This window comes from Citrobacter sp. Cpo069, from assembly GCF_030332785.1.
Lineage (GTDB): Bacteria > Pseudomonadota > Gammaproteobacteria > Enterobacterales > Enterobacteriaceae > Citrobacter > Citrobacter portucalensis.
Map to the genome: position 1 here is coordinate 490,286 of NZ_JAOWHD010000063.1, position 15,777 is coordinate 506,062.

A 15,777-nucleotide genomic window follows, 5' to 3' on the forward strand; every position below is an offset into this window, starting at 1 on the left:
CTATGGATCATCGTCTGCTTGAAATCATTGCCTGCCCGGTATGCAATGGCAAACTCTGGTTTAACCAGGAAAAACAGGAACTGATTTGTAAACTGGATAACCTTGCTTTCCCACTGCGTGATGGCATTCCCGTGTTACTGGAAACCGAAGCCCGCGTTCTGACTGCTGATGAGAGTAAATCATGAGTTTTGTGGTCATTATTCCTGCGCGCTATGCGTCCACACGTCTGCCTGGTAAGCCGTTGCTGGATATCAACGGTAAACCGATGATCGTGCATGTACTGGAGCGTGCGCGTGAATCTGGCGCTGAACGTATCATCGTTGCTACCGATCACGAGGATGTCGCTCGCGCGGTAGAAGCGGTGGGTGGCGAAGTGTGCATGACTCGCGCCGATCACCAGTCTGGTACGGAGCGCCTGGCGGAAGTCGTCGAGAAATGTGGTTTTAGCGATGATACCGTTATTGTGAACGTACAGGGTGATGAGCCGATGATTCCTGCGGTCATTATTCGCCAGGTGGCTGAGAATCTGGCGCAACGTCAGGTCGGTATGGCGACTCTTGCGGCTCCGATTCACAGTGCGGAAGAGGCATTTAATCCGAATGCGGTAAAAGTCGTGTTGGACGCTGAAGGATATGCTCTCTATTTTTCACGCGCGACCATCCCATGGGATCGCGATCGTTTCGCCAAAAGTCTGGAAACGGTGGGGGACACCTTCCTGCGCCATCTGGGCATTTACGGCTATCGCGCCGGTTTTATTCGCCGCTATGTTAACTGGCAGCCTAGCCCGCTTGAGCATATCGAAATGCTGGAGCAGCTGCGAGTGCTGTGGTACGGCGAAAAAATTCACGTTGCCGTCGCAAAAGAAGTCCCGGGTACCGGCGTAGACACTGCCGAAGATCTTGAGCGCGTTCGCGCCGAAATGCATTAGTTTTTCTCACGGCACTCCCCCCATATTGAGGCGTATTTTTGGGAGGAGTGTCTTATCGTTGCGCTTTCCCTCCACTTTTCTTTTCATCAATTGATCTCATCCGGGTGACATCTGTCTGCACGACGCTCATTATGAAAGCAGTAGCATTTATGAGGGCAATCTGAAATGGAACAGTTGCGTGCCGAACTCAGCCACCTGCTGGGCGAAAAACTCAGTCGCATAGAATGCGTGAATGAAAAAGTGGATACGGCCCTGTGGTCACTGTACGACAGCCAGGGAAATCCGATGCCGCTGATGGCGAGAAGCTTCACCACGCCAGGTATGGCGCAGCAGCTGGCATGGAAAACCTCCATGTTGGCGCGCAGTGGTACGGTGCGAATGCCCGTCATTTACGGGGTCTTAACCCACGAAGAGCATCCCGGTCCCGATGTGCTACTGCTTGAGCGTTTACGTGGCGTGCCGGTGGAAGCGCCAGCCCGAACGCCCGAACGCTGGGAACATTTAAAAGATCAGATCGTAGAAGGTCTGCTGTCATGGCATCGGCAGGATAGCCGTGGCTGCGTGGGAATGGTGGATAACACGCAAGAGAATATCTGGCCATCCTGGTATCGTCAGCGTGTTGAAGTGTTGTGGACCACGTTAAATCAGTTCAACAATACCGGGCTGACGATGCAGGATAAGCGGATCCTGTTTCGCACCCGTGAGTGTTTGCCCGCTTTATTTGAAGGATTCAATGATAACTGCGTGCTGATCCACGGTAATTTTAGTTTACGTAGCATGCTCAAAGACGCCCGTAGCGATCAGCTTCTGGCGATGGTCGGACCGGGATTGATGCTGTGGGCACCCAGAGAGTATGAATTGTTCCGTTTAATGGATAACGCGCTGGCGGAAAGTCTGCTTTGGCAATACCTGCAACGCGCGCCCGTGGCGGAGTCCTTCATCTGGCGGCGCTGGCTGTATGTGTTATGGGATGAGGTGGCGCAACTGGTCAACACCGGACGTTTTAATCGATCTAACTTTGACCTGGCCACGAAATCACTGCTGCCGTGGCTCGCCCGATGAACATGTGAACGCCTTATCCAGCCTACAATTCTGCGCTGAACACGTAGGCCTGATAAGACGCGTTAGTGTCGCCATCAGGCAACATTCCTGTCAATGCTCCGATCCTTTTAGCCACTGCCAGATACGCCCCAACGTTTCGTAACCAGCACGATCGCTATGCATCAACCAGACGGGAGAGGGGATCGCGCGCTCCCACGGATTAAGCGGTGAATCAATCGCTAACTGGTTGGCTGGCGCGGGCAACGGATGTAGTCCGGCTTGTTGGAAGAAAATCATTGCTCGCGGTAAGTGCGATGCGGAGGTCACCAGCAGGAACGGCGCGCTGCCGATGGCCTGCTTAACCGCTGTGGCTTCTTCTTCGGTGTCTTTAGGTTTATCCAGCGTGATGATATCACCGGGCGGCACACCCAGTGACTGCGCTACGCGGGCTCCCGCTTCTGCAGTACTGACGTTATTGCTCTTTGCCGCAGCGCCGGTAAAGATAAGCTTCGATCCCGGGTTAGCACGCCAAAGGCGAATACCTTCATTCAGACGCGGAAGACTGTTGCTGATCAGGTTTGAACTCGGCGCCCACTGTGGATTCCAGGTATACCCTCCGCCCAGCACCACAATGTATTCCACTTTTTGTGTATCCTGCCAGGTTGGATAGCTATCCTCAATCGGTTTCAGCAGACTGTCGGCGACGGGCTGCAAGCTTAGAAGTAACAGTGCCAGCCAACTCAGGCTAATGCACACTTTCCCTGTTTTTTGAAAGCGGCTAAACCAGAGCAGCGCCAGGCCTATGCCCATGATAATGAGCATTAGCGGAAGTGGCAGCATCATACCGCCAATCACTTTCTTCAGCGTAAAAAGCATCCTTTTTGGTTCCTTTTTTAACCATACAGCAGGGGATCAGCAGGGATATTACACCAGGAAGGTTCATTCTCGGCGTGGGTGTGACAAAATAGCGGTTTTACTTAGTCACCCTAAAGCCAGCATGTGGAGAGCCCGATGCGGGATCGCAATTTTGATGACATTGCAGAGAAGTTTTCCCGTAACATTTACGGCACCACCAAAGGTCAGCTTCGTCAGACGATCCTCTGGCAGGATCTGGACAAACTTCTTGCCGACTACGCGGGCCAAACGTTGCGTGTGCTTGATGCGGGTGGCGGAGAAGGACAGACAGCCATTCTGATGGCGCAGCGGGGCCATCACGTCACCTTGTGCGATCTTTCTGCTGAGATGGTGGCGCGAGCGCAACGGGCGGCAGAAGAGCAAGGTGTGAGCGACAACATGCATTTTATACATTGTGCCGCTCAGGACATCCCACAGCATTTGGATTCTCAGGTTGATCTGATATTGTTTCATGCTGTGCTGGAATGGGTGGCCGATCCGCAAGCCGTCTTAAAAACATTGTGGTCGATGTTACGCCCGGGCGGTGCTTTATCGCTGATGTTCTACAATGCAAACGGTCTGTTGATGCGTAATGTGTTGGTCGGTAATTTCGGCTATGTACAGCAGGGAATGTATAAAAAGAAACGGCGCACGTTGTCTCCCGATTTTCCGCGCGACCCTCAGCAGGTCTATGGCTGGCTGGAGGAGATTGGCTGGGAGATAACCGGTAAAACGGGCGTGAGGGTGTTTCATGATTATCTGCGTGATAAACAAAAACAGCATGACTGTTTTGATGCTTTAACAGAAATAGAAACACGTTATTGCCGCCAGGAACCGTATATCAGCCTTGGGCGCTATATTCATGTCACCGCGATTAAACGTCCGGCCCGAGCCGCAGATGCAAGGATAACCTATGAGTGAATTTTCCCAGACAGTCCCCGAACTGGTTGCCTGGGCCAGAAAAAATGACTTCTCCATCTCTCTGCCGGTAGACAGACTTTCGTTCCTGCTGGCTGTTGCCACACTAAACGGTGAGCGACTTGACGGTGAGATGAGTGAAGGTGAACTGGTGGATGCGTTCCGCCATGTGAGTGATGCGTTTGAGCAAACCAGCGAAACCATCGGCGTCCGCGCCAACAACGCGATCAACGATATGGTGCGTCAACGTCTGCTGAACCGCTTTACCAGCGAGCAGGCTGAAGGCAACGCCATTTACCGTTTAACGCCGCTCGGGATTGGCATCACAGATTACTATATTCGTCAGCGCGAATTCTCTACGCTGCGTCTTTCTATGCAGCTGTCAATTGTGGCAGGCGAACTGAAGCGCGCGGCTGATGCGGCAGCGGAAGGTGGTGATGAGTTCCACTGGCATCGCAACGTCTATGCGCCATTGAAATACTCGGTGGCGGAGATTTTCGACAGTATCGATCTGACCCAGCGCATCATGGATGAACAGCAGCAGCAGGTAAAAGACGACATCGCACAGTTGCTAAACAAAGACTGGCGGGCGGCGATTTCCAGCTGTGAAATGCTGCTGTCTGAAACATCTGGTACGCTGCGTGAGCTGCAAGATACGCTGGAAGCGGCAGGGGATAAGCTGCAGGCTAACCTGTTACGCATCCAGGACGCCACGATGACGCATGACGATTTGCATTTTGTCGATCGGCTGGTGTTTGATTTACAAAGCAAGCTCGACCGCATTATTAGCTGGGGCCAGCAGTCAATTGACTTGTGGATTGGCTACGATCGTCACGTGCATAAATTTATCCGTACCGCGATCGACATGGATAAAAACCGCGTCTTCGCCCAGCGTCTGCGCCAGTCCGTGCAGACCTACTTTGACGACCCATGGGCGCTGACCTATGCCAACGCCGATCGTCTGCTGGATATGCGTGACGAGGAGATGGTGCTGCGTGACGAAGAGGTCACCGGTGAACTTCCGGAAGACCTGGAATATGAAGAATTTAACGAGATCCGTGAGCAGCTGGCGGCGATCATCGAAGAACAGCTGGCTATCTACAAATCCAGACAAACACCACTGGATCTCGGCTTGGTAGTGCGCGAGTATCTGGCGCAATACCCACGTGCGCGTCATTTCGACGTCGCGCGTATTGTTATCGATCAGGCGGTACGCCTTGGCGTAGCGCAAGCAGACTTCACCGGACTGCCAGCCAAATGGCAGCCGATTAATGATTACGGAGCCAAGGTACAGGCGCATGTCATTGACAAATATTGAACAAGTGATGCCGGTAAAGCTGGCGCAGGCGCTGGCGAATCCGTTATTTCCGGCACTGGATAGTGCCTTACGTTCGGGCCGCCATATCGGTCTGGATGAACTGGATAATCATGCCTTCCTGATGGATTTTCAGGAATATTTTGAAGAGTTTTACAGCCGCTATAACGTGGAATTGATCCGTGCGCCGGAAGGGTTCTTCTACCTTCGTCCGCGTTCAACGACGCTCATTCCGCGTTCGGTCCTGTCTGAACTGGACATGATGGTGGGTAAAATTCTTTGCTATCTCTATCTCAGCCCGGAACGCCTGGCGAACGAAGGGATTTTTACCCAGCAAGAGCTGTACGACGAGCTGCTAACGCTGGCAGATGAAGCGAAGTTACTGAAGCTGGTGAACAACCGTTCAACCGGTTCTGACGTTGACCGCCAGAAGCTACAGGAAAAAGTGCGTTCTTCGCTCAACCGCTTGCGCCGCTTAGGCATGGTGTGGTTTCTGGGCCACGACAGCAGCAAATTCCGTATTACGGAATCTGTCTTCCGCTTTGGTGCGGATGTGCGTAGCGGTGACGATCCGCGTGAAGCACAGCGTCGCTTAATTCGTGATGGTGAAGCGATGGCGGTCGAGAACCGTCTGCAGCTCAACGATGAGCCCGAAGAGAATCAGCCGGACAGTGGAGAAGAAGAATAATGATTGAACGCGGTAAATTTCGCTCACTTACGCTGATTAACTGGAATGGTTTTTTTGCCCGTACGTTTGATCTCGATGAGCTGGTCACCACGCTGTCCGGTGGTAACGGTGCGGGTAAATCCACCACCATGGCGGCATTTGTTACGGCGCTTATTCCGGACTTAACCCTGCTGCATTTCCGTAACACCACCGAAGCCGGTGCAACCAGCGGTTCACGTGATAAAGGCCTGCACGGTAAGCTGAAAGCAGGGGTTTGTTATTCAATGCTCGACGTCCTTAATTCGCGTCATCAGCGCGTGGTCGTGGGTGTGCGTCTGCAACAGGTTGCTGGTCGCGATCGCAAAGTGGATATCAAACCGTTTGCCATTCAGGGGCTGCCGATGTCGGTACAGCCAACCCAACTGGTGACGGAAACGCTGAACGAACGCCAGGCGCGCGTACTGTCTCTACCTGAGCTGAAAGAGAAGCTTGATGAGATGGAAGGCGTGCAGTTTAAGCAGTTCAACTCGATAACCGATTATCACTCATTGATGTTCGATCTGGGCATCATTGCCCGTCGTCTGCGCTCTGCGTCCGATCGTAGTAAATTCTACCGTCTGATTGAAGCCTCGCTGTACGGCGGGATCTCCAGCGCCATTACGCGTTCACTGCGTGACTACCTGCTGCCGGAAAACAGCGGCGTACGTAAAGCGTTTCAGGATATGGAAGCCGCGCTGCGTGAAAACCGTATGACGCTGGAAGCGATTCGCGTAACCCAGTCTGACCGCGACCTGTTTAAGCATTTAATCAGTGAAGCGACCAACTATGTGGCCGCAGATTATATGCGCCATGCCAATGAACGTCGTATCCATCTGGATAAAGCACTGGAATATCGTCGTGAACTGTATACCTCGCGCAAGCAGCTGGCGGCAGAGCAGTACAAACACGTGGATATGGCGCGTGAACTGGGTGAGCACAACGGTGCGGAAGGCGATCTGGAAGCTGATTACCAGGCCGCGAGCGATCACCTGAATCTGGTGCAAACCGCGCTGCGTCAGCAGGAAAAAATTGAACGCTACGAGGCGGATCTCGAAGAATTGCAGGTCCGTCTTGAAGAACAAAACGAGGTGGTCGCGGAAGCCGTTGACCGCCAGGATGAAAACGAAGCCCGCGCAGAAGCCGCTGAGCTGGAAGTGGATGAGCTGAAAAGCCAGCTTGCCGATTACCAGCAAGCGCTGGACGTCCAGCAAACGCGAGCCATTCAGTATACCCAGGCGATCCAGGCCCTAAACCGGGCGAAAGAGCTCTGTCACTTACCGGACCTGACAGCCGACAGCGCCGCCGAATGGCTGGAGACTTTCCAGGCCAAAGAGCAGGAAGCCACTGAAAAACTGCTGACGCTTGAACAAAAAATGAGCGTGGCGCAAACCGCGCATAGCCAGTTCGAACAGGCTTATCAGTTGGTGGCGGCTATCAACGGCCCGCTGGCGCGCGGTGAAGCCTGGAGCGTGGCGCGTGAACTGCTGCGCGAAGGCGTGGAACAGCGCCACCTGGCAGAACAGGTTCAGCCGTTGCGTATGCGACTCAGCGAGCTGGAGCAGCGTCTGCGCGAACAACAAGACGCCGAGCGTCTACTGGCTGAATTCTGCAAACGTCAGGGCAAACAGTTCGATATCGATGAGCTGGAAGCCCTGCATCAGGAGCTGGAAGCGCGTATCGCCGCCTTGTCGGACAGCGTTTCTTCTGCCAGCGAACAGCGTATGACGTTGCGCCAGGAGCAGGAGCAACTTCAGTCTCGTATCCAGCATCTGATGAAACGCGCGCCTGTCTGGCTGGCCGCGCAAAATAGCCTGAACCAGCTTAGCGAGCAGTGCGGCGAAGAGTTTACCTCAAGCCAGGACGTAACCGAGTATCTGCAACAACTGCTGGAGCGCGAGCGTGAAGCCATTGTTGAGCGTGATGAAGTCGGCGCGCGCAAAACTGCGGTTGATGAAGAGATTGAACGTTTAAGTCAGCCCGGTGGGGCGGAAGATCAGCGCCTGAACGCGCTCGCGGAACGCTTCGGCGGCGTGCTGCTGTCAGAAATCTATGACGACGTTAGCCTTGAAGATGCGCCGTACTTCTCAGCGCTGTACGGACCTTCGCGTCATGCTATCGTGGTGCCGGATCTGTCTCTGATTACCGAACAGCTTGAAGGGCTGACGGATTGCCCGGAAGATCTCTATTTCATTGAAGGGGATCCGCAGTCGTTTGATGACAGCGTGTTCAGCGTCGATGAGCTGGAAAAAGCGGTAGTGGTGAAAACCGCCGAGCGTCAGTGGCGTTATTCCCGCTTCCCGACGGTGCCGATTTTTGGTCGTGCAGCGCGCGAAAGCCGTATCGAAACCCTGCATGCCGAGCGTGAAGGGCTGTCTGAACGTTTCGCCACGCTCTCCTTTGACGTCCAGAAAACCCAACGTCTGCATCAGGCGTTCAGTCGCTTTATCGGCAGCCATCTGTCGGTGGCGTTTGAAGACGATCCAGAAGCGGAAATTCGCCAACTGAATAGCCGTCGCGTTGAACTGGAACGTGCGCTGACCAATCATGAAAATGATAACCAGCAAAGCCGTATGCAGTTTGAACAGGCGAAAGAGGGCGTCTCTGCGCTGAACCGCCTGCTGCCGCGCTTGAATCTGCTGGCAGATGATACGCTAGCCGATCGCGTAGACGAAATTCGCGAGCGTCTGGATGAAGCTCAGGAAGCCGCGCGTTTTGTACAGCAACATGGCAATCAGTTGGCGAAACTGGAACCTATCGTTTCGGTTCTGCAAAATGACCCTGAGCAGTTTGAACAGCTGAAGGAAGACTATGCGTATTCCCAGCAGATGCAGCGCGATGCGCGTCAGCAGGCTTTTGCGCTGACCGAAGTCGTACAGCGTCGGGCGCACTTTAGTTATTCCGACTCAGCCGAAATGCTGAGCGGCAATAGCGATCTGAACGAAAAATTGCGTGAACGCCTGGAACAGGCGGAAGCCGAACGTACCCGCGCTCGTGAAGCGCTGCGCAGCCACGCCGCACAGTTAAGCCAGTACAACCAGGTCATGGCATCGCTGAAAAGCTCCTATGACACCAAAAAAGAGCTGCTTAACGATTTACAACGTGAACTGCAGGATATCGGTGTTCGTGCGGACAGTGGTGCCGAAGAGCGTGCGCGTATTCGCCGTGACGAACTGCATGCGCAGCTCAGCAACAACCGTGCACGTCGCAACCAACTTGAGAAAGCACTGACCTTCTGCGAAGCGGAGATGGAAAACCTGACCCGCAGACTGCGCAAGCTGGAACGTGATTATCATGAAATGCGCGAGCAGGTAGTCACCGCCAAAGCCGGCTGGTGTGCAGTCATGCGGATGGTGAAAGATAACGGTGTGGAACGTCGTCTTCACCGCCGCGAGTTGGCCTATCTTTCCGGTGACGAACTGCGTTCGATGTCGGATAAGGCGCTCGGTGCGCTACGTCTGGCGGTTGCGGATAACGAGCACCTGCGCGATGTGTTGCGTCTGTCTGAAGATCCAAAACGTCCAGAGCGCAAAATTCAGTTCTTCGTCGCGGTTTACCAGCATCTGCGTGAACGTATTCGCCAGGATATTATTCGTACCGATGATCCGGTGGAAGCCATTGAACAGATGGAGATTGAGCTGAGCCGTCTGACGGAAGAGTTAACCTCACGTGAACAGAAGCTGGCGATCAGCTCACGCAGCGTGGCGAATATTATTCGTAAGACCATTCAGCGTGAACAGAACCGTATTCGCATGCTGAACCAGGGGCTGCAAAGCGTGTCGTTTGGCCAGGTCAACAGCGTTCGCCTGAACGTCAATGTGCGTGAAACACATGCTACCTTGCTGGACGTACTTTCAGAGCAGCATGAACAGCATCAGGATCTGTTTAACAGCAATCGCCTGACCTTCTCAGAAGCGCTGGCGAAGCTGTATCAGCGTCTGAATCCGCAGATAGACATGGGGCAACGTACGCCACAAACCATTGGTGAAGAGCTGCTGGATTATCGTAACTATCTGGAAATGGAAGTTGAGGTTAACCGTGGCTCTGACGGCTGGCTGCGTGCTGAGTCTGGTGCGTTGTCAACGGGTGAAGCGATCGGGACCGGGATGTCTATTCTGGTGATGGTGGTGCAAAGCTGGGAAGATGAAGGCCGCAGATTGCGCGGGAAAGATATCTCTCCTTGCCGCCTGCTGTTCCTTGATGAAGCTGCACGACTCGATGCGCGTTCTATTGCGACCTTGTTTGAGCTGTGTGAGCGTTTGCAGATGCAGCTGATTATCGCTGCGCCGGAAAACATCAGCCCAGAGAAAGGCACCACCTACAAACTGGTGCGTAAAGTCTTCCAGAACACCGAACACGTTCACGTGGTGGGGTTGCGCGGATTTGCGCCTCAGTTACCGGAACCACTGCCGGGGACTGAAGATGCCTCCTCGCAGGCAAGCTAAGCAAAAAGGCGGCTACATGGCTAATGCTCATCAGTTAAGCATGTATGATGAACATGTGATTCTTGCTCAGGGTTCCGTTCACCTCAGTGGTGTCATTTCTCTGAAGCGCAGATACCTGTGAACGTGCAAGGGAGGCTCACCGCCACCTCCCTTGCAACCTAGGCTCCCGGCGGGAAAATCGTCGCTGCGCGAGTTATTCGTCTTATGCCGTCTGCCTGTCGGGTCGGGGCCGAGCCTGCATCCATGCAGGCCCTCCCCTCTGCCCGCATCCCTGCGGGCAGTCCCGGGCAGACGTCAACGCCTCATCGATTTTCAGCCGGACAGGGGTCATCGCTTCAATGCCCTGACTTTCAGTAAAAGCTGTTTTGCTGTTTAAACAAAAACGCAGATGGTCAGGTGTGGGCTGGTCCGGCTGAAAATTGCCGACGTGTTTCCGTAAGGCCGGGAGAGCCAGCATGGATGCTGGCTCAGGGCGCGCTTTGCAGGGACGCTTCCTCGCGCCCGGCCCGGTAGCCAGGAGGAATAAGCGGAGGGTATTGCGTAGCAACAATTTTCCCGCCGGGAGCCGGGATTGTAAAGGGCGTGGCGGAGAACGCCCTTTACACGTTCACGGGAATCCGTGTTTCAGAGAAACAATGAGCATGAGGTGAACGGAACTCTATTTCCGAGATAGCATGTTCTTTACCTCCGCCAGTTTACTGAAACTGAGGCGCTAACTGACTGGCATTACGGCTACATGGCCGCCTTATCTTTTTCCGAAAAGACTTCATGCCTGGTGTAATTTCTTTAGACTTCTTTACATTAGGTTAGGCAAAAAGTTTTTGATGTTTATATACTAAAGGTGAGCCTAACGCGTCACGGGCTTGCTCGTCATACTTCAGTTTGTATTGGCGTTTTACAGGTCCGACCCTCGTCAGAATAAAGAGGAATACAGACGACCTGGCTATTCAGAGTATGATAAAGAAAACAGGGGGCAAGGGATGTTGCTTAATAAAATGTGTGGTCGTCGGCTGTCGGCAATCAGTTTGTGCCTGGCCGTAACATTCGCTCCACTGTTCAATGCTCAGGCCGATGAGCCTGAAATGATCCCTGGCGATAGCTCTGCGACCGTCAGTGAACAGCCAACAGCGTTATCGCAGCCGCAGGTTCAATCTTCTGCGACGGCTATCATGGCGGGTATTCAACCGCTGCCAGAAGGCGTGTCTGTCGATAAAGCCCGCGCCGAAATACACTCTCAGCTGCCAGCAGGTTATACGCCGGTTTACATGAGCCAGCTGGAACTGCTGTATGCCGCACGCGAAATGAAGCCGATGTGGGAAAATCGTGATGCGGTAAAGGCATTTCAGCAACAGTTAGCCGAGGTCGCAATTGCCGGCTTTCAGCCGCAGTTCACTACCTGGGTTGCACTTCTGACTGACCCGGCAGTAACCGGTCAGGCGAGAGACATCGTGCTCTCTGATGCGATGATGGGGTATCTGCACTTTATCGCTAACATCCCTGTCAAAGGTAATCGCTGGCTTTACAGCGATAAGCCCTATGCGCTAACGACGCCGCCGATTTCCGTCATCAACCAGTGGCAGGTCGCACTGGATAACGGTCAACTGACTTCATTTGTGGCCAGCCTTGCGCCTCAACATCCGCAGTATGCAGCCATGCATGAATCACTGCTCAAGCTGGTGGGCGATACACGTCCCTGGCCACAGCTCACCAGTACAGCAACGCTGCGTCCGGGGGAGTGGAGTAATGACATCCCCGCGCTACGTGAAATTTTGCGTCGAACCGGGATGCTGGAGCCTGCCGTCAGTACGTCTGGCAAAGAAGGGCGTGGTACCTACGATCGTGAATTGGTTGATGCGGTAAAGCGTTTTCAGACGTGGCAGGGACTTGGCGCAGATGGCGCGATTGGCCCTGCGACGCGTGACTGGCTGAACGTGACGCCTGCTCAGCGTGCGGGCGTGCTGGCGTTAAATATTCAGCGCTTGCGCCTGCTGCCGAGTGAGCTGTCTACCGGTATCATGGTGAACATTCCTGCCTATTCGCTGGTTTATTATCAGAATGGCAATCAGGTGCTGGCCTCGCGCGTTATTGTAGGGCGTCCCGATCGTAAAACGCCGATGATGAGCAGTGCGCTAAATAACGTGGTCGTTAACCCACCGTGGAACGTTCCGCCGACGCTGGCACGTAAAGATATTCTGCCTAAGTTATGGAATGATCCGGGATATCTTGAACGTCACGGCTATACCGTAATGCGCGGCTGGAACAGTAAAGAGACGATAGATCCGTGGCAGGTTGACTGGGCGACCATCACTGCGTCCAATCTGCCGTTCCGCTTTCAGCAGGCTCCGGGTGCACGTAACTCGCTCGGCCGCTATAAATTCAACATGCCGAGTTCGGACGCTATTTATCTGCACGACACGCCGAACCACAATCTGTTCCAGAAGGATACGCGGGCATTAAGCTCCGGCTGCGTGCGGGTGAATAAGGCCTCTGAGCTGGCAAATATGCTGCTACAGGATGCGGGCTGGAATGATACGCGCATCTCGGATGCCCTGAAGCAAGGGGATACGCGGTACGTGAATATTCGCCAGAATATCCCGGTCAACCTCTACTATCTGACCGCATTTGTCGGCCCTGATGGGCGCACGCAGTATCGTACAGATATTTACAATTACGATCTGACAGCGCGATCCAGCGCACAAATTGTGTCAAAAGCCGAGCAATTAATCAGATAAATGAAGCAGTTCGAGGAAAATGATTGTCGTAAGTTATGCTGGAAACGGGGAAAAATGGCTGTGAGCCCCGTATTTCCTGGGGTTGGGAGCCTTGACGTGGACTACTTAGCCAGATAAGGTTTCCCGCGTGCGCTAGAGCATACATACGATAACATTGACCTTGTAGACCTTAATACCATGGACAAATTTGACGCTAATCGCCGCAAACTGCTGGCGCTTGGTGGTATTGCCCTCGGCGCTGCCATCTTGCCTACGCCTGCGTTTGCAACACTCTCTACCCCACGTCCGCGTATATTGACTCTGAATAACCTGCATACCGGTGAGTCAATAAAAGCAGAGTTTTTTGATGGCAGGGGCTATATTCAGGACGAATTAGCAAAACTTAACCACTTTTTCCGTGATTTTCGGGCCAATAAAGTGAAATCCATTGACCCGGGACTGTTTGATCAACTCTTCCGTCTGCAGGGCCTGCTGGGCACGCGTAAACCCGTACAGCTGATTTCAGGCTATCGCTCTATCGATACCAATAATGAACTCCGTGCACGTAGCCGTGGTGTGGCCAAGAAAAGCTACCACACTAAAGGTCAGGCCATGGATTTCCATATTGAAGGCATCGCATTAAGTAATATTCGCAAAGCTGCGTTATCTATGCGCGCAGGTGGTGTAGGATACTACCCCAGCAGTAACTTTGTGCATATTGACACCGGCCCTGCACGGCACTGGTGATCCATAAGCTTAATGAAACAGGAGCTGTATGAACTATCGTATTATTCCGGTCACTGCATTCGCCCAGAACTGCTCGCTAATCTGGTGTGAGCAGACTCGTCTGGCCGCGCTGGTCGATCCCGGCGGCGATGCCGAGAAAATCAAACAGGAAGTGGATGCCAGCGGTCTGACGCTTATGCAGATCCTGCTTACCCATGGTCATCTTGATCACGTAGGCGCGGCGGCTGAACTGGCACAGCATTATGGTGTACCGGTTATTGGCCCGGAAAAAGAAGATGAGTTCTGGTTACAGGGACTCCCTGCTCAGAGCCGCATGTTTGGCCTGGGAGATTGTGAGCCGCTGACGCCCGATCGCTGGTTGAATGAAGGTGACAGGATAAGCGTTGGTAACGTGACGTTACAGGTTCTGCATTGTCCGGGTCATACACCGGGACATGTGGTCTTCTTTGATGAGCAATCAAAGTTACTGATTTCTGGTGACGTGATTTTCAAAGGTGGCGTAGGGCGCAGCGATTTCCCGCGCGGTGATCACAGCCAACTGATCGATTCGATTAAACGTAAACTATTGCCGTTAGGCGATGACGTAACGTTTATTCCGGGGCACGGCCCACTTTCTACGCTGGGTAACGAACGGCTACATAACCCGTTCCTGCAAGATGAAATGCCTGTCTGGTAATTCGTTTAATAAATAAAAAGGCCGCATTTGCGGCCTTTTTTGTGCGCGATAGATTACAGTACTGCAACAATCGCTTCGCACAGCGGCGCCATGTTGTCTGGCGTCATTCCTGCCACGTTTACGCGTCCGGAAGCGACAGCGTAGACACCAAACTCTTCACGCAGACGCAGAACCTGCTCTTTGGTCAGGCCGCTAAACGAGAACATGCCGTTCTGTTTGATGATAAAGCTGAAGTCGCGGTTTGCACCTTTCTCTTGCAACGTATTCACAAACAGTAAACGCATGCGCTGAATGCGCTGGCGCATATCAGTCAGTTCCTGTTCCCAGATGGCACGCAGCGCGTCGTTGCTCAGAATCGTGGCCACTACGGATGCACCGTGTGCTGGTGGGTTGGAATAGTTAGCGCGAATGGCTGATTTCATTTGGCTGAACGCACGGTCAACGGTTTCAGCATCGGCAGCAACCAGCGTACAGGCGCCTACACGCTCATTGTACAGTCCAAAGTTCTTGGAGTAGGAGCTGGCAACGATCAGCTCTTTGTGCAGAGCCGCAAATGCGCGCAGACCTTCTGCATCTTCTTCCAGACCACGGGCAAAGCCCTGGTATGCGAAGTCAAACAGCGGTAACCAACCTTTTTCGACAGACATCTGAGCCAGTGTTTGCCACTGTTCCAGCGTAGGATCGATGCCGGTAGGGTTATGGCAGCAGCCGTGGAATAGCACTACGTCGCCAGCCTGCGCTTCGCTGAGGCTTGCCAGCAGCGCATCAAAATCTAACGAGTGGTTTGCTGCATCGTAATAGTTGTATTCACAAACTTCCAGGCCTGCAGAGTTAAAGACGCTCTTATGGTTCGGCCAGCTTGGATTGCTCACCCATACGCGTTTAGCCGACGTATTTTTTGCCAGGAAATCAGCTGCCACACGCAGTGCACCAGTGCCGCCAGGGGTCTGTGCGGTACGTGCACGCTTATCGTTGATCAGCGAACTTTCTTTACCAAACAGTAATTCCTGAGTGCAGCGACCAAACTCTGGAATACCGTCAATGCCAAGGTAATTTTTGGTGGTTTCATTTTCCAGTATATATTGCTCGGCTTTTTTAACGCTGGTCAGCACCGGCGTTTTGCCTGTCTCATCTTTATATACACCGATCCCGAGGTTTATTTTTCCAGGGCGGTCATCGGCACGAAACAAATCAGCCAGACCCAAAATGGGGTCGGCAGGAGCGGCGGTAATGTTCTCAAACATGACGAGGTTCCATAGTGATTACAGAAGGGAAGTCCGCTATCAGGTTAACGGTAGATTTACAAAATGCCAACCGTTACTGACGAAAAGCTGAGGTGTTTTTTTAAGACGCAAGAATTCGCTAGCAGATATAAAAAAACAGGACCGAAGTCCTGTTT

Annotated in this window: 12 protein-coding genes; 10 read left to right on the forward strand and 2 right to left on the reverse strand. The window is 53.2% G+C overall.

Going from position 1 to position 15,777, the window contains the following annotated elements; all coding sequences use genetic code 11:
- Positions 1–2 precede the first annotated feature (2 nt).
- From ycaR to OGY08_RS24970, 3 genes are all read left to right on the forward strand, one after another.
- Positions 3–185, forward strand: a complete 183-nt coding sequence (gene ycaR, locus OGY08_RS24960) for a protein YcaR (protein ID WP_003035793.1) — start codon at positions 3–5, stop codon at positions 183–185.
- A complete protein-coding gene (gene kdsB, locus OGY08_RS24965) occupies positions 182–928 on the forward strand; it encodes a 3-deoxy-manno-octulosonate cytidylyltransferase (protein ID WP_003831932.1) in 747 nt (248 codons plus the stop codon). Before ycaR ends, kdsB begins: the two co-directional genes overlap by 4 nt.
- Positions 929–1,093: 165 nt before the next feature.
- A complete protein-coding gene (locus OGY08_RS24970; protein ID WP_125363233.1) occupies positions 1,094–1,990 on the forward strand; it encodes a YcbJ family phosphotransferase in 897 nt (298 codons plus the stop codon).
- A 90-nt stretch (positions 1,991–2,080) separates the two neighbouring features.
- Here OGY08_RS24970 and elyC read toward each other — a convergent pair whose 3' ends face one another.
- Complete coding sequence (gene elyC, locus OGY08_RS24975; RefSeq protein ID WP_057067095.1) at positions 2,081–2,845, reverse strand: envelope biogenesis factor ElyC; 765 nt, start codon at positions 2,843–2,845, stop codon at positions 2,081–2,083.
- 135 nt (positions 2,846–2,980) lie between these two features.
- Between elyC and cmoM the strand changes: the two genes are divergently transcribed.
- From cmoM to OGY08_RS25010, 7 genes are all read left to right on the forward strand, one after another.
- The gene (gene cmoM, locus OGY08_RS24980) at positions 2,981–3,784 is read left to right on the forward strand and encodes a tRNA uridine 5-oxyacetic acid(34) methyltransferase CmoM (RefSeq protein WP_003035803.1); all 804 of its coding nucleotides are present in this window, start codon (positions 2,981–2,983) and stop codon (positions 3,782–3,784) included.
- Positions 3,777–5,099 (forward strand): chromosome partition protein MukF, encoded by a 1,323-nt coding sequence (mukF, locus tag OGY08_RS24985; RefSeq protein WP_003831939.1) that lies wholly within the window; start codon positions 3,777–3,779, stop codon positions 5,097–5,099. The genes cmoM and mukF overlap by 8 nt, the downstream gene beginning before the upstream one ends.
- Positions 5,080–5,784, forward strand: a complete 705-nt coding sequence (mukE, locus tag OGY08_RS24990) for a chromosome partition protein MukE (RefSeq protein WP_003035809.1) — start codon at positions 5,080–5,082, stop codon at positions 5,782–5,784. Before mukF ends, mukE begins: the two co-directional genes overlap by 20 nt.
- The gene (gene mukB / locus OGY08_RS24995; RefSeq protein ID WP_125363232.1) at positions 5,784–10,244 is read left to right on the forward strand and encodes a chromosome partition protein MukB; all 4,461 of its coding nucleotides are present in this window, start codon (positions 5,784–5,786) and stop codon (positions 10,242–10,244) included. The genes mukE and mukB overlap by 1 nt, the downstream gene beginning before the upstream one ends.
- A 980-nt stretch (positions 10,245–11,224) precedes the next feature.
- On the forward strand, positions 11,225–12,976 hold the full coding sequence (ldtD, locus tag OGY08_RS25000) for a L,D-transpeptidase (protein ID WP_032942892.1): 1,752 nt from the start codon (positions 11,225–11,227) through the stop codon (positions 12,974–12,976).
- Positions 12,977–13,153: 177 nt separating this feature from the next.
- On the forward strand, positions 13,154–13,702 hold the full coding sequence (gene mepK / locus OGY08_RS25005; protein WP_003831948.1) for a peptidoglycan L,D-endopeptidase MepK: 549 nt from the start codon (positions 13,154–13,156) through the stop codon (positions 13,700–13,702).
- A 28-nt stretch (positions 13,703–13,730) separates the two neighbouring features.
- Positions 13,731–14,378 (forward strand): MBL fold metallo-hydrolase, encoded by a 648-nt coding sequence (locus OGY08_RS25010; protein WP_003831949.1) that lies wholly within the window; start codon positions 13,731–13,733, stop codon positions 14,376–14,378.
- A 53-nt stretch (positions 14,379–14,431) separates the two neighbouring features.
- On the opposite strand, the gene aspC is transcribed toward OGY08_RS25010, so the two are convergent.
- Positions 14,432–15,622, reverse strand: a complete 1,191-nt coding sequence (gene aspC, locus OGY08_RS25015) for an aspartate transaminase (RefSeq protein WP_003831950.1) — start codon at positions 15,620–15,622, stop codon at positions 14,432–14,434.
- Between the last annotated feature and the right edge of the window lie 155 nt (positions 15,623–15,777).